At 72.6% G+C, this 17,480-nt stretch carries 17 protein-coding genes; 9 read left to right on the forward strand and 8 right to left on the reverse strand.

All coding sequences use genetic code 11. The features are described 5' to 3' along the window. Window positions 1-202 precede the first annotated feature (202 nt). The 4 genes from nhaA (at window position 203) to AC5WAM_RS18775 (ending at window position 3,464) form a co-directional block, all read left to right on the forward strand. Complete coding sequence (gene nhaA / locus AC5WAM_RS18760) at window positions 203-1,600, forward strand: Na+/H+ antiporter NhaA (RefSeq protein WP_495523220.1); 1,398 nt, start codon at window positions 203-205, stop codon at window positions 1,598-1,600. An 87-nt stretch (window positions 1,601-1,687) separates the two neighbouring features. After that, window positions 1,688-2,188 (forward strand): phage holin family protein, encoded by a 501-nt coding sequence (locus tag AC5WAM_RS18765; RefSeq protein ID WP_138961037.1) that lies wholly within the window; start codon window positions 1,688-1,690, stop codon window positions 2,186-2,188. Beyond that, a complete protein-coding gene (locus tag AC5WAM_RS18770) occupies window positions 2,185-3,132 on the forward strand; it encodes an alpha/beta fold hydrolase (RefSeq protein ID WP_138961036.1) in 948 nt (315 codons plus the stop codon). Before AC5WAM_RS18765 ends, AC5WAM_RS18770 begins: the two co-directional genes overlap by 4 nt. Before the next feature lie 131 nt (window positions 3,133-3,263). Then, window positions 3,264-3,464, forward strand: coding sequence for a hypothetical protein (locus AC5WAM_RS18775; RefSeq protein ID WP_150512289.1), 201 nt, complete (start codon window positions 3,264-3,266; stop codon window positions 3,462-3,464). A gap of 120 nt (window positions 3,465-3,584) precedes the next feature. Here AC5WAM_RS18775 and AC5WAM_RS18780 read toward each other — a convergent pair whose 3' ends face one another. The 3 genes from AC5WAM_RS18780 to nth form a co-directional block, all read right to left on the reverse strand. After that, window positions 3,585-4,787, reverse strand: coding sequence for a MarP family serine protease (locus tag AC5WAM_RS18780; RefSeq protein ID WP_366792171.1), 1,203 nt, complete (start codon window positions 4,785-4,787; stop codon window positions 3,585-3,587). Window positions 4,788-4,899: 112 nt separating this feature from the next. Beyond that, window positions 4,900-5,610: an NUDIX hydrolase gene (locus tag AC5WAM_RS18785; protein WP_495523610.1), complete on the reverse strand. Its 711-nt coding sequence runs from the start codon at window positions 5,608-5,610 to the stop codon at window positions 4,900-4,902. A gap of 324 nt (window positions 5,611-5,934) precedes the next feature. Further along, window positions 5,935-7,071 (reverse strand): endonuclease III, encoded by a 1,137-nt coding sequence (gene nth / locus AC5WAM_RS18790; RefSeq protein ID WP_495523221.1) that lies wholly within the window; start codon window positions 7,069-7,071, stop codon window positions 5,935-5,937. Window positions 7,072-7,509: 438 nt separating this feature from the next. Between nth and AC5WAM_RS18795 the strand changes: the two genes are divergently transcribed. Together AC5WAM_RS18795 and AC5WAM_RS18800 are read left to right on the forward strand one after the other, a co-directional pair. Continuing rightward, the gene (locus AC5WAM_RS18795; RefSeq protein ID WP_006382668.1) at window positions 7,510-8,184 is read left to right on the forward strand and encodes a Crp/Fnr family transcriptional regulator; all 675 of its coding nucleotides are present in this window, start codon (window positions 7,510-7,512) and stop codon (window positions 8,182-8,184) included. A 118-nt stretch (window positions 8,185-8,302) separates the two neighbouring features. Then, entirely contained in the window at window positions 8,303-9,127 is an 825-nt protein-coding gene (locus AC5WAM_RS18800) for a nucleotidyltransferase domain-containing protein (protein WP_495523222.1), read from the forward strand. Here the strand turns inward: AC5WAM_RS18800 and AC5WAM_RS18805 are convergent. The 4 genes from AC5WAM_RS18805 to sp36 all read right to left on the reverse strand — a co-directional run bounded on the left by AC5WAM_RS18805 (window position 9,124) and on the right by sp36 (window position 11,596). After that, window positions 9,124-9,954 carry an MBL fold metallo-hydrolase gene (locus tag AC5WAM_RS18805; protein ID WP_366792167.1) on the reverse strand — a complete coding sequence of 277 codons (831 nt, stop codon included), beginning with the start codon at window positions 9,952-9,954 and terminating at the stop codon, window positions 9,124-9,126. The two genes, AC5WAM_RS18800 and AC5WAM_RS18805, sit on opposite strands and share 4 nt — an antisense overlap. 49 nt (window positions 9,955-10,003) lie before the next feature. Further along, on the reverse strand, window positions 10,004-10,870 hold the full coding sequence (locus AC5WAM_RS18810) for an NUDIX hydrolase (RefSeq protein ID WP_495523223.1): 867 nt from the start codon (window positions 10,868-10,870) through the stop codon (window positions 10,004-10,006). Between the two features lie 103 nt (window positions 10,871-10,973). Beyond that, on the reverse strand, window positions 10,974-11,438 hold the full coding sequence (locus AC5WAM_RS18815) for a RidA family protein (RefSeq protein ID WP_366792165.1): 465 nt from the start codon (window positions 11,436-11,438) through the stop codon (window positions 10,974-10,976). Further along, a complete protein-coding gene (sp36, locus tag AC5WAM_RS18820) occupies window positions 11,435-11,596 on the reverse strand; it encodes a Sp36 family protein (protein WP_003975360.1) in 162 nt (53 codons plus the stop codon). The genes AC5WAM_RS18815 and sp36 overlap by 4 nt, the downstream gene beginning before the upstream one ends. A gap of 82 nt (window positions 11,597-11,678) precedes the next feature. Here sp36 and bagA point away from each other — a divergent pair, with 82 nt between their 5' ends. Together bagA and bagB are read left to right on the forward strand one after the other, a co-directional pair. Beyond that, window positions 11,679-12,653 (forward strand): ATPase BagA, encoded by a 975-nt coding sequence (gene bagA / locus AC5WAM_RS18825; RefSeq protein WP_366792164.1) that lies wholly within the window; start codon window positions 11,679-11,681, stop codon window positions 12,651-12,653. 49 nt (window positions 12,654-12,702) lie between these two features. After that, entirely contained in the window at window positions 12,703-14,088 is a 1,386-nt protein-coding gene (gene bagB, locus AC5WAM_RS18830) for an ATPase BagB (protein ID WP_366792163.1), read from the forward strand. A 140-nt stretch (window positions 14,089-14,228) separates the two neighbouring features. On the opposite strand, the gene AC5WAM_RS18835 is transcribed toward bagB, so the two are convergent. Then, window positions 14,229-14,573 (reverse strand): WhiB family transcriptional regulator, encoded by a 345-nt coding sequence (locus AC5WAM_RS18835; protein WP_171075821.1) that lies wholly within the window; start codon window positions 14,571-14,573, stop codon window positions 14,229-14,231. A 439-nt stretch (window positions 14,574-15,012) separates the two neighbouring features. Between AC5WAM_RS18835 and AC5WAM_RS18840 the strand changes: the two genes are divergently transcribed. Then, complete coding sequence (locus AC5WAM_RS18840) at window positions 15,013-17,307, forward strand: transglycosylase domain-containing protein (RefSeq protein WP_495523224.1); 2,295 nt, start codon at window positions 15,013-15,015, stop codon at window positions 17,305-17,307. The last annotated feature ends 173 nt before the right edge of the window (window positions 17,308-17,480 follow it).

The raw sequence follows: 17,480 nt of genomic DNA on the forward strand, positions 1-17,480 counted from the left end.
TGCGCCGGGTGCCTTTTCGCGCCTGCCGAGCAGGCCGTTTGTCCTTAAAGTGGCTTTCGCCGGATACCCCCGCCGTACCCACCTCGAAGCGATTAGATAAGCTAAGGATCAACGTCAACAACGCGACAAGAATCATCAGGTGCGCCGGGAAGTCTGGTCGGCATGTGCTCAGCCCTGCCTACCCGACCGGAGGTCGACCCCTGTGGCCGCGCCCACCCCCACCAACCGCAAGTTCCTCGGACGCCTCTCCCTGCCCGAGCGCACCTTCGTGGCGAACGCGCTGCGCACCGAGACGGTCGGCGGCGTCCTGCTGCTCATCGCCGCCGTCGCGGCCCTGATCTGGGCGAACACCCCGCTCAAGGAGAGCTACGCGAGCGTTCGGGACTTCCATCTGGGCCCCGGCTCGCTCGGTCTCGACCTGTCCGTGCAGCACTGGGCCGCCGACGGGCTGCTCGCGGTCTTCTTCTTCGTCGCCGGGATCGAGCTCAAGCGCGAGCTGGTCGCGGGCGATCTGCGCGACCCCAAGGCGGCCGCGCTGCCCGTCATCGCCGCGATCTGCGGCATGGCCGTACCGGCGCTGGTCTACACGCTGGTCAACACCGTCGGCGGCGGCTCCACGGACGGGTGGGCCGTGCCCACGGCGACCGACATCGCCTTCGCGCTCGCGGTGCTCGCGGTCATCGGCACCTCGCTGCCGTCGGCGCTGCGCGCCTTCCTGCTCACGCTCGCCGTCGTCGACGACCTCTTCGCGATCATGATCATCGCGATCTTCTTCACCAGCGACCTGAACTTCGCCGCGCTCGCCGGCGCCGTCATCGGCCTCGCCGTCTTCTGGCTGCTCCTGCGCAAGGGCGTCCGCGGCTGGTACGTCTACGTGCCGCTCGCCCTGGTCATCTGGGGCCTGATGTACAACAGCGGCGTCCACGCCACCATCGCCGGTGTCGCCATGGGCCTGATGCTGCGCTGCCACCGCGAGGAGGGCGAGCCGCACTCCCCCGGCGAGCACATCGAGCACCTCGTACGCCCCCTCTCCGCGGGCCTCGCGGTGCCGCTGTTCGCCCTGTTCAGCGCCGGGGTGGCGGTTTCCGGCGGCGCGCTCGGCGACGTCTTCACGCGGCCCGAGACGCTCGGCGTGGTCCTCGGTCTGGTCGTCGGCAAGGCGGTCGGCATCTTCGGCGGCACCTGGCTCGCCGCCCGCTTCACCCGGGCCGAGCTGAACGACGACCTGGCCTGGCCGGACGTCTTCGCGGTCGCCTCGCTCGCCGGCATCGGCTTCACCGTCTCGCTGCTCATCGGCGAACTCGCCTTCAGCGACGACCCGGCCCTCACCGACGAGGTCAAGGCGGCGGTCCTCGTCGGCTCCCTGATCGCGGCGGTGCTCGCCACCGTCCTGCTGAAGCTGCGCAACCGCAAGTACCGCGCGATGTGCGACGACGAGGAGCGCGACGAGGACCTCGACGGCATCCCGGACATCTACGAACAGGACAATCCGGATTACCACTTGCGGATGGCGGAGATCTACGAGAAGAAGGCCGCCGAGCACCGCAGGCGGGCGGAAACGTCAGCCGGGTCGGGCGATCCGGACCACGGTCCGGCATGATCTGTCCAGAACCTTCCGCGCGGCGCCGGTCCCCGAGCGGCAGGATTGCGCACGCTGACCGGCAGACAGAGAAATGAGGAGTACGCGATGAGCGCACCCGACGGTCCCGTCGGCACCGAACGCAGCCTCGGCCAGCTCGTCTCCGCGGCGAGCAAAGAGATGTCGGAGCTGGTGCACGACGAGATCGCGCTGGTCAAGGCCCAGCTGACGCAGGACGTCAAGCGCGGTGCGATCGGCAGTGCCGCGTTCATCGCGGCCGTCGCCGTCCTCATCTTCTCGCTGCCGATGCTGAGCTTCGCCCTGGCCTACGGCATCCGCACCTGGAGCGGCTGGAACCTCGCGATCTGCTTCGTGCTGTCCTTCGCGGCGAACGTCCTGGTGGCGGGCGTGCTCGCCTGGATCGGCGTGATCTTCGCCAAGAAGGCCGCCAAGGGCAAGGGCCCGCAGAAGGCCGCGGCCGCGGCCAAGGAGACGGCTGCCGTACTGCAGAACGTCAAGCCGCATCCGCGCCCCGTGACCCCTGCGACGAGCGCCCTTGAGCTGGAGAAGGGTGAGCGGGCCGACGCTGTGGCACGCTCGACTGCATGACGGACCCCGCCAATACCCCCCAGCACGCCTCCGCGACCGCGTCGGCCGTACGCATCGACGGCCCCTGGACGCACCGGGACGTCGCCGCCAACGGCGCCCGCTTCCACATCGCGGAGCTCGGTGACGGGCCGCTGGTGCTGCTGCTCCACGGCTTCCCGCAGTTCTGGTGGGCCTGGCGGCACCAGCTCGTCTCGCTCGCCGACGCGGGTTTCCGCGCCGTGGCGATGGACCTGCGGGGCGTCGGCGGCAGCGACCGCACCCCGCGCGGCTACGACCCGGCCAATCTGGCCCTCGACATCACCGGAGTGGTGCGCTCCCTCGGGGAGCCCGACGCCGCGCTCGTCGGCCACGACCTGGGCGGCTACCTCGCCTGGACCGCCGCCGTGATGCGGCCCAAGCTGGTGCGCCGCCTCGCCGTCACCTCCATGCCGCACCCCCGGCGCTGGCGTTCGGCGATGCTGCGGGACATGAAGCAGACCGCCGCCGGGTCCTACGTGTGGGGCTTCCAGCGGCCGTGGGTCCCGGAGCGCCAGCTCGTCGCGGACGACGGCGCCCTGGTCGGCCGGCTGATGCGGGACTGGTCGGGGCCGCGCCTCCCGGACGACGAGGCCGTGGAGACGTACCGGCGCGCGATGTGCATCCCCTCGACGGCGCACTGCTCGATCGAGCCGTACCGCTGGATGGTGCGGTCCATGGCGCGCCCCGACGGGATCCAGTTCAACCGGCGCATGAAGCGCCCGGTGCGGGTGCCCACGCTCCATGTGCACGGGTCCCTCGACCCGGTGATGCGCACCCGCAGCGCGGCCGGTTCCGGCGAGTACGTCGAAGCGCCGTACCGCTGGCGGCTGTTCGACGGCCTGGGGCACTTCCCGCACGAGGAGGACCCGGTGGCCTTCTCCAACGAGCTGGTGAGCTGGCTGAAGGACCCCGAGCCCGACCGCTGACACCGCCCGCGGCCGCGGCGTCACCCGAATGCGGGAACGTCAGTCCTACGAACGCCAATTGCCTGGCGCATAGGCCAATTGGGGCCCTTGTGCGCGGTTACCGACCTTGAGGCACGGGCACACGTCCGGGTATGGGCTGGACGCACGACTACAGTGACGTAGCACGCAAGCGCCGCACGGCCACCGTGGTGAACGGCCACGAGGGGGGCGGCGGCCCGCGCGAACAGGGCTACCCGGAGCACTCGGCATCCGCACAGGCCATCGGCATCCCGCGCATCCTGCGGCGCCGCGCGCGCTGGGTCTCGGCGCGATTGCGGCACACGCGCGACTAGCGTTCCGCCGGGAGGCGCGGCGCGAAGTCCGCGGGCCGTCTGTGGCCGGTCGCGCCCACGCGGCGGAGCCGCACATCGACGTAGCCCCGCACCCCTTCGGGGCGCTTCCGCACCGCTACCTCACAGGGCGCACCCTTGGCTGTCGACCTCCTGGTTGGCGGTGCGGCCCCGCTCGATGTCCTCGCGGATCTCGTCCGCCGTCAGGGCGTAGCCGGTGTCGGGGTCGTCGAGCGACTTGGCGAACACGACGCCGTAGACCTCGCCCTTGGGGGTGAGCAGCGGGCCGCCGGAGTTGCCCTGGCGGACCGTGGCGTACAGCGAGTACACGTCGCGGCGGACCGTGCCCCGGTGGTAGATGTCCGGGCCCTTGGCCGTGATGCGGCCGCGGACGCGCGCGGGGCGGACGGTGTACGGGCCGTCCTCCGGGAAGCCCGCCACGATGGCGCCGTTGCCGCTCACGGCGTCGCCCGAGGCGAACTTCAGGGCGGGGGCGGGCAGCGACGGCACGTCGAGCACGGCGATGTCGCGCTCCCAGTCGTAGAGCACGACCTTCGCGTCGTACTTCTCGGCCTCGCCGCCTATCTGCACGCGGGGCTCGTCCACACCGCCGACCACGTGCGCGTTCGTCATGACGCGGCGCGGGGCGAAGACGAAGCCGGTGCCTTCGAGGGCCTTGCCGCAGCTGTGCGCGTCGCCGCTGACCTTCACGATGGAGCGCTTGGCGGTGACGGCGACGTGGCTGCGGGCCAGCTTCGAGTCGGGGGGCGGGACCTCCTTGATCGGCTCGTTCGAGAACGGGCTGAAGACCTGCGGGAAGCCGTTCCTCGCGAGGACCGAGGTGAAGTCCGTGAACCAGGTGTCGGCCTGGCCGGGCAGGGCGCGGTCGATGCCGAGCAGCACCTTGGAGTTGCGGACCTCCTTGCCGAAGGTCGGCAGCGTCGTGCCCGCGAGGAGGGAGCCGATCAGCCAGGCGACCAGGAGCATCGCGACCACGTTGACCAGGGCGCCGCCGGTGGCGTCCAGGGCTCTGGCGGGCTGCCAGGTGATGTACCGGCGCAGCTTGTTGCCCAGGTGGGTGGTGAAGGCCTGGCCGACCGAGGCACAGACGATCACCACGACGACGGCGATCACCGCCGGGGTCGTCGTCACCTTCGCGCCCTCGTCGGTCATGGCGTCCCAGACGACGGGGAGCAGATACACCGCGACGAGACCGCCGCCGAGGAAGCCGATCACGGACAGGATGCCGACGACGAAACCCTGGCGGTAGCCGACGATCGCGAACCACACCGCGGCGAGCAGCAGCAGGATGTCCAGCACGTTCACCGATTCAGTCCTCGCCTCGCATGAGTCCCCGCCCAGCGGTCGCCGTCACGCGCCACGCCTCGCGGGGCGCGCGCCGTCCTCGGCCTCGGTGGCCTCGGTCCCCGCAACCTTGTCATGAGCCCCAGTCGAGCGGGACGCGGCGGTCCCTGTCCCACGGGCGCTCCCACCCGGCGAAGTGCAGGATCCTGTCGATGACCCCGGCGGTGAACCCCCAGACCAGGGCGGACTCCACGAGGAAGGCGGGGCCCTGGTGCCCGCGGGGGTGCACCGCCATCGCGCGGTTCGCCGGGTCCGTGAGGTCCGCCACGGGCACGGTGAAGACCCGGGCGGTCTCGCCCGGGTCGACGACGCCCACCGGGCTCGGCGCGCGCCACCAGCCGAGGACGGGCGTCACGACGAAATCGCTCACGGGGATGAACAGGCTCGGCAGCACCCCGAAGAGCTGGACGCCGCGCGGGTCGAGCCCGGTCTCCTCCTCGGCCTCCCTGAGGGCGGCGCGCAGCGGTCCCTCGCCCTGCGGATCCCCGTCCTCCGGGTCCAGGGCGCCGCCGGGGAACGACGGCTGCCCCGCGTGCGAGCGCAGCGAGCCCGCCCGCTCCATGAGGAGCAGCTCGGGGCCCCGCGCGCCCTCGCCGAAGAGGACGAGCACGGCGGACTGCCGCCCGCCGCCGCCCTCCGGCGGCAGGAACCTGCTGAGCTGGTCGGGCCGCACGGTGGCGGCCGCCCGCACGACGGGGGCGAGCCAGGAGGGCAGGCCTTCGGTGGTGAGGAGGGTCTGCCCGGGGTGGGGAAGGGCGGGGGTGTCCGTGGCCGGGGTGTCCAGGGGGGCGGTGGTGCCCTGCGCGCGGGAGGCGCCGACGGGCTGCGCGCGGGGAGCGTGCGGCTGCCGCGCCCGGGGGGCGCCCGGGGCGGGGTGGGCCTGGGTGCCGCCCGGCGGGTGGGGCCTGGCTCCGCCCGGGGTGTCGTGGGTGTGGGGGCCCCGCGCCCCGTGGGAGTCCGTGCCGTGCTTCTCGCCGTCGTCGCTCATGTCCCTGCCGCCTGTGTGCGTGTCACTCGCGTGCGTCATCGGAACCCCGGTCCCCCCGCGGTCCCCCGTCCGCCCCTCCATCTCTCCACAACGCCACCTGCCCCGCGGATGGTTCCTCGATCACCCGGTGGCGCCGAGCGGCGGCGCGGCCCTGCCCGGATAGTCCGGCGGGGGCTTGAGGCGCTGCCCCGGCAGACCGCCCTTCTCGTACTTCAGGAGCTTCTCGGCCTTCTCCGGGTCCGTCTCGCCCTCGCCGTACGACGGGCAGAGGGGGGCGATCGGGCAGGCGCCGCACGCGGGCTTGCGGGCGTGGCAGATGCGGCGGCCGTGGAAGATCACGCGGTGCGACAGCATCGTCCAGTCGCTCTTGGGGAAGAGCCCGGCGACGACGGCCTCGACCTTGTCCGGGTCGGTCTCCGCCGTCCACTTCCAGCGGCGCACCAGACGGCCGAAGTGGGTGTCCACGGTGATGCCGGGGACGCCGAAGGCGTTGCCCAGGACGACGAAGGCGGTCTTGCGGCCCACGCCGGGCAGCTTGACCAGGTCTTCGAGGCGGCCGGGCACCTCGCCGCCGAAGTCGTCCCGCAGGGCGGCGGAGAGGCCCATGATCGACCGGGTCTTGGCGCGGAAGAACCCGGTCGGCCGGATCACCTCCTCGACCTCCTCCGGATTCGCCGCGGCGAGGTCCTCCGGGGTCGGGTACTTGGCGAAGAGGGCCGGTGTCGTCTGATTGACCCGCAGGTCCGTCGTCTGCGCGGAGAGGACGGTCGCCACGAGCAATTGGAACGGGTTTTCGAAATCGAGCTCCGGGTGCGCGTACGGATACACGTCGGCGAGCTCGCGGTTGATGCGGCGGGCCTGGCGGACGAGGGCCGTGTGCGTCTTGGGCGCGGCGGGCGCCTTCACGCCCCGGGGGGCGGCCTTCGCACCCCCGGCGGACGCCTTCCCGGCGGGAGCCTTCTCCGCCGCCGGGACCTTCTTCGCCGGGACCTTCTTCGCCGCCGGGGCCTTCCTCGCCGGAGCCTTGGCGGCGGAAGCCTTCTCGGCAGGGACCTTCGCGGCGGATGCCCTCTCGACCGGAGCCCTCTTCGCCGCCGGGGCCTTCTTCGCCGGGGCCTTCGCCGCGCCCGCCGTCGCCTTCTTGGTCGCCGCCCGCTTCGCGGGCCCCTCGGCGGCCTCCGCCGCCCCGGCCGACGCCGCCTCGTCCGTCGGCTCCGCAGTGGGCCGAGCGGCCCGTGAAGCGCCTTGATTCGCCATGCGGCCAGCGTACGGGCCCTCACTGACACCGACGGCGGAGATGCGCCGTTGTCACCGCGGAGGGCATCGGCGCCGGGCGCGCGCCGGAGCGCGCTCTCCTCGACGCACCCCCCGCGCCCTCACCGGCGCGCCGCACAGAGTCCGCTTTGTCCGGATTCTCAGGAGTGGCGGAAGCGTGTTCGCCCACAGCAGAATTGTCCTGCGCACCCATCCGTCGCGCCGCCGTGGCCTGTGCTCTCACGGGCCCGTAGGCGGGTGTCCGGCTTCCGGCCGGGCGGCCGCGTCCGGCGCCGATCCCCCGGATCAGCCCCCAATTGGCCCCCTTCCGCATTGCCTCCGTCACAAGTGCGGCAGACTTGAGTGACTGATCACACTGTTTGAACCGTCCGGCAAACTGGGGCACCCGTCCCCTGATGCAGGTCGACAAGGAGAGAACTCGTGGACGACGTTCTGCGGCGCGCCCCGCTCTTCGCGGCGCTCGATGACGAGCAGGCCGCGGAGCTCCGCGCCTCCATGAGTGAGGTGACGCTCGCACGCGGGGACGCGCTCTTCCATGAGGGCGACCCCGGAGACCGCCTGTACGTGGTCACCGAAGGCAAGGTGAAGCTCCACCGCACCTCCCCCGACGGCCGCGAGAACATGCTCGCCGTCCTCGGCCCCGGCGAGCTCATCGGTGAGCTCTCGCTCTTCGACCCGGGCCCCCGCACCGCCACCGCCACCGCCCTCACCGAGGTCAAGCTGCTCGGCCTCGGCCACGGCGACCTCCAGCCGTGGCTCAACGCGCGCCCGGAGGTGGCCGCCGCCCTGCTGCGCGCCGTCGCCCGGCGCCTGCGCAAGACCAACGACCAGATGTCGGACCTCGTGTTCTCCGACGTCCCCGGCCGCGTGGCCCGCGCCCTGCTCGACCTGTCCCGCCGCTTCGGCGTGCAGTCCGAAGAGGGCATCCACGTGGTGCACGACCTCACGCAGGAAGAGCTGGCCCAGCTGGTCGGCGCCTCCCGCGAGACGGTCAACAAGGCCCTCGCGGACTTCGCGGGCCGCGGCTGGCTCCGCCTGGAGGCCCGCGCCGTGATCCTCCTGGACGTCGAGCGCCTGGCCAAGCGGTCCCGCTGACCCGTACGCCGCACCGAACGCACCGCGCCCACCGGGCACGGTGCGTTCGGCGTACGCCCCGACGTGCCGCGTCGGAAAAGTGGGTGCCCCAGGGGCACCCACCCTGCACAGTGGCCCCATGACTACCGTCAGCCGCGGGCTCGACAGCCAGGGGTACATCGAGCGCGAGGGCTCCCTGGGACGGATCCAGGACACCTTCCGGCCCGTCGTCGCCGCCGCGCGCGACCGGGTCGCGGACGTCTTCGGCAAGCGCCTCGACAGCGCCTATCTCTACGGCTCGGTGCCGCGCGGCACCGCCCGCGTCCACCGCTCCGACCTGGACCTCCTGCTCGTCCTGCGCGAGGAGCCGAACGAGGCCGACCGCGCCGACGCGCGCGCCGTGTCCGCCGCCGTCGACAAGGAGTTCACGGAGGTCGACGGCGTCGGCATCCTGCTCCTGAGCCGCGCGCGCGTCCTGAGCGAGCACGAGACGTACGACCACGGCTGGTTCCTCGCCTGCCTCTGTACGCCGCTCCTCGGCGCGGACCTGGCCGAATTCCTGCCCCGCTACCGGCCCGACGGCCGCCTCGCCCGGGAGACCAACGGCGACCTGGCCGCGCTGCTCCCGTCCTGGCGCGAGCGCCTCGACGCCGCCGCGGCCACGGGCGACGACGCGGCCCTGCGGGCCCTGTGCCGGACTGTCTCCCGGCGCCTCGTCCGCACCGGCTTCACGCTCGTCATGCCCCGCTGGCACGGCTGGACCGGCGAACTCGCCGAGATGGCCGAGGTGTTCGGCCGCTACTACCCCGAGTGGGCCGACCGGATGCGGACGGCCGCCGCCGTGGCGTACGAGCCCGTGGCCGACCCCGGTGTGCCGCGCGAGCTCGTGCAGTCGCTCGGGCCGTGGCTCGCTGCGGAGTACACCGCACGGCACGGCATCAAGACACCGGGGCCCTGGGGCTAGATCAGGCCGTGTTCCTTGAGGTACTCCAGCTGCGCGTGCACCGACAGCTCCGCGGCGGGCCACAGGGAGCGGTCCACGTCCGCGTACACGTGCGCCACGACCTCGGACGCCGTCGCGTAGCCGTTCTCGACGGCCGTCTCCACCTGGGCTAGGCGGCTGGCGCGGTGCGCCAGATAGAACTCGACCGCCCCCTGGGCGTCCTCCAGGACCGGGCCGTGACCGGGCAGGACCGTGTGCACGCCGTCGTCGACGGTCAGCGAGCGCAGCCTGCGCAGCGAGTCCAGGTAGTCGCCGAGCCGGCCGTCGGGATGGGCGACCATCGTGGTGCCGCGCCCCAGGATCGTGTCGCCCGTCAGGACGGCCCGGTCGGCCGGCAGGTGGAAGCACAGCGAGTCGGCCGTGTGGCCCGGCGTCGGGACGACGCGCAGCTCCAGGCCCCCGGTGGTGATCACGTCACCCGCGGCGAGCCCCTCGTCGCCCAGGCGCAGCGCCGGGTCGAGGGCGCGGACCTTGCTGCCGGTCAGCTCGGCGAAGCGGGCGGCGCCCTCGGCGTGGTCGGGGTGGCCGTGCGTGAGGAGGGTGAGCGCGACCCGCTTCCCGGCGCGCTCGGCGGTCGCCACGACCTCGGCGAGGTGTCGCTCGTGCAGGGGGCCCGGGTCGATGACGACCGCGAGGTCGGAGTCCGGTTCGGCGACGACCCAGGTGTTGGTGCCGTCCAGGGTCATCGCGGACGGGTTGGGGGCGAGGACGTTGACGGCGCGGGCGGTGGCGGGGCCGCTGAGCACCCCGCCACGTGGCTGGCCCGGCAGGGCCGCTGCTTCGGTCATGCGGGGATGGCTCCCGTCGGCATCGGGGCGGTCGTGGCGGGCGGCGGATTCACGCCGCGCCGCCGGAGGGGATGTGCTTGGTGAACTCCTCGTGGCCCGGCCAGGAGAGCACCAGCTCCCCGTCCTCCAGGCGGGCCCGGGCCAGGACGGGGCTGAGGTCGTGCCCGGCGGCCGCGGCCACCGCGTCGGCGGCGGCCCGGTGCGGGGCCAGCTGGCGCAGGGTGGCGATGGTGGGCGGCATCATGACGAGTTCGCCGCGGTCGTAGCGGGCGGCGGCCGCGGCGGGGCTCAGCCACTCCGTGCGGTCGGCCTCCGTGGAGGCGTTGCGGGTGCGCTGGCCCGCCGGGAGCGCGGCCACGAAGAAGAACGTGTCGTAGCGGCGCGGCTCGAACTCCGGGGTGATCCAGCGGGCCCACGCGCCCAGGAGGTCGCTGCGCAGCACCAGGCCGCGGCGGTCGAGGAACTCGGCGAAGGACAGGTCGCGGGCCACGAGGGCCCGGCGGTCGGCCTCCCAGTCGTCGCCCGTGGTGTCACCGACGACCGAGTCCGGGCCGGGGCCCGCGAGCAGGACACCGGCTTCCTCGTACGTCTCGCGGACGGCCGCGCACACCGTGGCCTGCGCCGCGGCCTCGTCGACGCCGAGCCGGGCGGCCCAGGCGGCGCGCGGCGGGCCCGCCCAGCGGACGGCCCGCTCGTGGTCGCGGGGGTCGACGCCGCCCCCCGGATAGGCGTACGCGCCCGCCGCGAAGGGCATCGACGTGCGGCGCCGGAGCATGTGCACCTCCGGGCCCTCAGGGGTGTCCCGCAGGAGCAGCACCGTCGCGGCGGGACGCGGGGGCGCCGGGGTGAGCTCGCCGTTCGCGAGGGCGCGGACGCGGTCGGGCCACTCCGGGGGGTACCACTGCCCATCTGCCATGGGCGGAGGCTATCCGAGGTGGCGCGGATGTTCGAGAGTCACCTTTCGGCGCCCGGGGCGGGTGGGCGGGCGGGGCGGGGCCGCCGCCCGGCCACCCGTGGTGCTACGGCTTGAGCTCGACCTGGATCTCGACCTCCACCGGGGCGTCCAGCGGGAGCACCGCCACGCCCACCGCGCTGCGCGCGTGCACGCCCGCGTCGCCGAGGGCCGCGCCGAGCAGCTCGCTCGCGCCGTTGAGCACACCGGGCTGGCCGGTGAAGTCGGGGGCCGAGGCGACGAAGCCGGTGACCTTCACGACCCGGGCGATCCGGTCCAGGTCGCCCGCGACGGACTTCACGGCCGCCAGGGCGTTGAGCGCGCACAGCCGCGCCAGGTCCTTGGCCTCCTCGGGCGTGACCTCGGCGCCGACCTTGCCGGTGACGGGCAGCTTGCCCTCCACCATGGGCAGCTGCCCGGCGGTGTACACGTACACCCCCGACCGCACGGCCGGCTGGTAGGCCGCGAGCGGCGGAACGACCTCGGGCAGCGTGTGCCCGAGCTCCGCCAGCTTCGCCTCTACCGTGCTCATGCCTGCTTCTCGCGCTTCAGATAGGCCACCAGCTGCTCCGGGTTGTTCGGCCCCGGGACGACCTGGACGAGCTCCCAGCCGTCCTCGCCCCAGGTGTCCAGGATCTGCTTCGTGGCATGGACGAGCAGCGGCACGGTTGCGTATTCCCACTTGGTCATACGGCGACTGTAATGCCTGGGACCGGCCTGCTATGGACAGCCTCATGCGTAGCCCGCGAGGGGACTGGTTAGGCTCGAAGACGTGAGCAGGCTCCAGGTCGTCAGCGGCAAGGGCGGTACCGGCAAGACCACGGTCGCCGCGGCCCTCGCGCTCGCCCTCGCGACCGAGGGCAGACGCACCCTCCTCGTGGAGGTCGAGGGCAGACAGGGCATAGCGCAGCTCTTCGAGACGGAAGCGCTTCCGTACGAGGAGCGGAAGATCGCCGTGGCCCCCGGCGGCGGGGAGGTGTACGCCCTGGCCATCGACGCGGAACTGGCGCTGCTCGACTACCTCCAGATGTTCTACAAACTCGGCGGCGCGGGCCGCGCCCTGAAGAAGCTCGGCGCCGTGGACTTCGCGACGACGGTCGCGCCGGGCCTGCGGGACGTGCTCCTCACCGGCAAGGCCTGCGAGGCCGTCCGCCGCAAGGACAAGAACGGGCGGTACGCGTACGACTGCGTGATCATGGATGCGCCGCCCACCGGCCGCATCACGCGCTTCCTGAACGTGAACGACGAGGTCGCCGGGCTCGCCAAGATCGGCCCGATACACAACCAGGCCCAGGCCGTGATGCGCGTCCTCAAGTCCCCCGAGACGGAAGTGCACTTGGTGACGCTCCTGGAGGAGATGCCCGTTCAGGAGACCGCCGACGGCATCGCCGAGCTGCGCGCCGCGGGCCTGCCCGTGGGCCGCGTGATCGTGAACATGGTGCGCCCGGCGCTCCTCGACGAGGCCGCGCTCGACCTCGGCCTGGAGCGCACCCCCCGCGCCGCCCTCGCGAAGTCCCTCGCGGCCGCGGGGCTCGGCGGGGCCCGCGGCGCCGCCGGGCGGCTCGTGGACCCGCTCCTGGACCAGGCCGCCGAGTACGCCGCGCGGCACGCCCTGGAGGCCTCCCAGCGCGCCGTCCTCGCCGGTCTCGACCTGCCCCGGCACGAACTGCCGCTGCTGGCCGACGGAATGGACCTGGCGGGCCTGTACGAACTCGCCAAGGAGCTGCGCCGGCAGGGGGTCGCGTGACCTCCCGCCCACCCCGACCGGAAGCACACTCCCGGAAGCCAAGGAACCCATGAGCCTCGATCCGGCACGTGACCCGCTCGACGTAGACGCGCTGCTCGACGACCGCAGGACGCGCATCGTGGTGTGCTGCGGCTCGGGGGGCGTCGGCAAGACCACGACGGCGGCGGCCCTGGGGCTGCGCGCCGCCGAACGGGGGCGCTCCGTCGTGGTGTTGACGATCGACCCCGCCCGCCGCCTCGCGCAGTCCATGGGGATCGACTCGCTGGACAACGTGCCCCGGCGCGTGGAGGACATCAAGGGCGAGGGCGAGCTGTGCGCCATGATGCTCGACATGAAGCGCACCTTCGACGAGATCGTCGAGGCGCACGCGGACAAGGAGCGCGCGAAGGCGATCCTGTCCAACCCCTTCTACCAGTCGCTCTCGGCGGGCTTCGCGGGCACGCAGGAGTACATGGCGATGGAGAAGCTGGGGCAGCTGCGGGCCCGGGACGACTGGGACCTGATCGTCGTGGACACGCCACCCTCGCGCTCGGCCCTGGACTTCCTGGACGCGCCCAAGCGGCTCGGCTCCTTCCTCGACGGCAAGCTGATCCGGCTCCTGATGGCCCCGGCGAAGGTGGGCGGCCGGGCCGGGATGAAGTTCCTGAACGTCGGCATGTCGATGATGACGGGCGCCCTGGGCAAGCTGCTCGGCGGCCAGCTGCTGCGGGACGTACAGACCTTCGTCGCCGCGATGGACACGATGTTCGGCGGCTTCCGCAAGCGCGCCGACGCCACCTACCGGCTGCTCCAGGCGCCGGGCACGGCGTTCCTCGTGGTGGCGTCGCCGGAGCGGGACGCGCTGCGGGAGGCGGCGTACTTCGTGGAGCGGCTCGCGGCGGACGACATGCCGCTGGCCGGTCTCGTGCTGAACCGCGTGCACGGCAGCGGAGCGGCCGGCCTCTCGGCGGAGCGGGCGCTCGCGGCCGCCGAAAATCTTGAGGAGCGCGGCATTGTGGATCAGGAGGACGGGAAGGTTGGAGGGCGTAGCTCCTCTGAGGCTCCCTCCTCCGAGACCCCCGCCTCAGCGGCTCCCCCTTCTTCTGAGGCCCCCGGCAGTTCAGCATCCACCGGCACCCCGTCCGAAGGGCCCGAGCCCGCACCAGCACCCGGACCGGCCCCGTCCGGCGCCGCCGCGCCGTCGGCCGTCGGCGCGTCCGCCGACCCCGCCGTCGAGCGGCTCACCGCGGGCCTGCTGCGGCTGCACGCGGAGCGGATGCGGCTGATCGCCCGGGAGCAGCACACGCGTGACCGCTTCACCGCGCTCCACCCGGAGGTGGCGGTGGCCGAGGTGGCCGCGCTGCCGGGTGACGTGCACGACCTCGCGGGCCTGCGCGCCATCGGCGAGCAGCTCGCGGCGGCGCACGGCACCGCGGGACCCGCCGGGGCGGCGTGATCCCGGCGCCCTGACCGCGGCCCGAAGGCACCTGGACGGCAGCTCTGAGGCACTGGTGGCCCGGCACGGCTCCGGGGCCGCCCGAGCGAGGCGGCCCCCTGGGAGCCGGTCAGCTGATTCGCGTGACGCGTGACGTGGCGTCAGCCCACGGCCGCGTAGCTCTCGTACGTCTCCTCGTCGTCCAAGTCCACGGGCAGCAGGCCCGCGCCGCGCTCGTACTCGGAGCGCGCTGTCTCCAGGAGCCTGCGCCACGAGGTGACGGTGGGGCGCCTGCGCAGCAGCGCACGGCGCTCCCGCTCCGTCATTCCGCCCCACACGCCGAACTCGACGCGGTTGTCCAGCGCGTCGGCCAGGCACTCGGTCCGCACCGGGCAGCCGGTGCACACCGCCTTGGCCCTGTTCTGCGCTGCTCCTTGTACGAACAGTTCATCCGGATCGGTAGTGCGGCAGGCGGCCTGCGCACTCCAGTCGGTTACCCAGCCCATACCGGCGCCGTCCTCTCCCGAATCGAGGCTCCCCCACGGCGGCAGCGGCATATTCACCGCCGCCAGTTGAGGACGTTACGGAAGGTGGGCACAGCGCAACACCCCCTTCGGGCCCAATCTTGAATGGCCCGAACGGACTATGCGTAAGCGGCAGATCACCCGACGGAGTGAGCTGGCGACATGCGTGACCAACCCGGCAAACACGGGCAGTTCAGTTGAGTCACAGCGGACACGGGACGACGCATGAGGCGGATCCGGAGGGGGTTCCGCCGGACCGGCCGTATACGGGCGGTAACCGCGCCGCATTCGACCAACGCTGAACGCACGGGGAAAGGCCGACGTAGAACGTGGTGCGGGACCGCACTGCTGTGACAGCTGAGAGCAGCTTAGGCCAAGGCATATACGCCTGTCCGGCGAATCAGAACGTAGGCTGCCCCCCATGGGAAACAAGCGATCGGGCGGTGGTCTGTCCCCTGCGCAGCAGACCGCCAAGTTCCTGGGCGTCAGCGTGCTCGCGGGCGCGGTGCTCGCCGGGATCGCGCTGCCCGCCGCGGGAGTGATCGGGCTCGCGGCCAAGGGATCGGTCGAGGGCTTCGACGAGATCCCGGCGAACCTGAAGCAGCCGCCGCTGAGCCAGCGCACGACCATCCTGGACTCCGCGGGCGGCCCCATCGCCACCGTGTACTCGCGCGACCGCACCGTGGTCCCGCTGAAGCGGATCTCCCCGTACATGCAGAAGGCGATCGTCGCCATCGAGGACGCGCGGTTCTACGAGCACGGCGCGGTGGACCTCAAGGGCATCCTGCGCGCGCTGAACCAGAACGCGCAGAGCGGCGGCGTCTCCCAGGGCGCCTCGACGCTCACGCAGCAGTACGTGAAGAACGTCTTCGTGGAGGAGGCCGGCGACGACCCCGCGAAGGTAGCCGAGGCCACCCAGCAGACGCTCGGCCGCAAGATCCGCGAGCTGAAGTACGCGATCCAGGTCGAGGAGGAGCTCGGCAAGAAGCGGATCCTCAAGAACTACCTGAACATCACGTACTTCGGTCAGGCCGCGTACGGCGTCGAGGCCGCGTCCCAGCGGTACTTCTCCAAGCCCGCCAAGGACCTGAAGCTCCAGGAGGCCGCGCTGCTCGCGGGCATCGTGCAGTCCCCGAGCCGCTACGACCCGGTGAACGACGCGACCGAGGCCAAGCAGCGGCGCAACGTCGTGCTCCAGCGCATGGCCGACACCCACGACATCTCGCAGGCCGAGGCCGACCGCGCCAAGGAGACCCGGCTCGGTCTGGACGTGAGCCGCCCCAAGAACGGCTGCATCACCGCCGTGAAGGGCGCCGGGTTCTTCTGCAAGTACGTCGAGAAGGTCTTCAAGAACGACCCGACGTTCGGCAGGACCAAGGAGGCCAGGGCCAAGCTCTGGAACCGCGGCGGCCTGCGGATCCGGACCACCCTCGACCCGCAGACCCAGCGTTCGGTGCAGTCCTCGATCAAGGATCACGTCTACCGGACCGACGAGGTGGCGACCGCCGCGACCATCGTCGAGCCGGGCACCGGCAAGATCCTCGGCATGGGCCAGTCGCGCCCCTTCGGCTACGGCAAGAACGAGACCGAGATCAATCTGTCCGTGGACGACGCGATGGGCGGCGGCGCGGGCTACCAGCCCGGTTCGACGTTCAAGCCGATCGTGGCCGCCGCCGCCCTGGAGCGCGGCATGTCACCGGGCAAGCGCTACTCGGCCCCGTACGAGATGCCGTACCCGTCGAGCGTCGCGGCCTGCGACGGCAAGACGTGGCGCAACACCGGCAACCAGAAGCTCACCAACGAGAACGAGTCCGAGGTCGGCCCCTACCGGCTGCGGGAGGCCACCGCGAAGTCGGTCAACACCTACTTCGTGCAGATGATCGGCGACCTCGGCATCTGCCCGGTCACCGAGATGGCCGGGAAGATGGGCGTCCAGCGGGCCAACGGCAAGCCGATGGACCAGGCCCCGTCGGTCGCGCTCGGCACCCAGGAGGTGTCGCCGCTGACGATGGCCAGCGCGTACGCGACGTTCGCGGCGCGCGGCAGGTACTGCACGCCGATCGCCATCGAGTCGATCAGCACGATCGCGGGCAAGTCCCTTCCGGTGCCGAAGTCGACGTGCTCGCGGGCCATGTCGGAGCGGACCGCCGACACGATCAACACCCTCCTGAAGGGCGTCGTCGAGGACGGCACCGGCAAGCAGGCGGGCCTCGGCTCGCGCGACAGCGCGGGCAAGACGGGTACGACCGACTACCGGTACGCGGCCTGGTTCGCGGGCTACACCCCGAACATGTCGGGCGCGGTCTGGGTCGGCGACCCGGCCCACGAGCGCAAGATGATCGACATCTCCATCGGCGGCCGCGGCTACGGCAAGGTCTTCGGTGGCGAGGTGCCGGGACCGATCTGGCGCGACGCCATGAGCGGCGCCCTCACGGGCAAGCCCGACCCGCGCTTCGACACGGTCCGGCTGCCGGGCGACCGGGACCGCGACGACCACGACGGCGCCGGGAACGGCGACGGCGGCGACGGCGGCGACGGCGGTGACGACGGCAAGCCGGGGGACGGCAACGGCGGGAGCCCCTGGCCGGACATCTCCCTGCCGCCGGACGTCATCGGCGGCAACGACAACGGCGGCAACGGCAATGGCGGCGACGGCCCGGGCGGTTGGGGCGACGGCGGTGGCTGGGGCGACGGCGGGCGACGCGACCGCGACTGAGACCGACGCGGCCCGCGCCGGGCCATACGTTGACGGGGGCGGCCCCTGGGCTCTGGCTCGGGGGCCGCTTCCGTGTTGTGCGGGCTGGGAGGGGCGGGGGGGGCGGCCGCCCTAAGGGAGTGGGGGCTGCCGCCGGTGGGGGTGGGGCCCGCTGCCGGAGGTGGGGGCGGCCG

Source organism: Streptomyces sp. JLYT201, assembly GCF_059448825.1.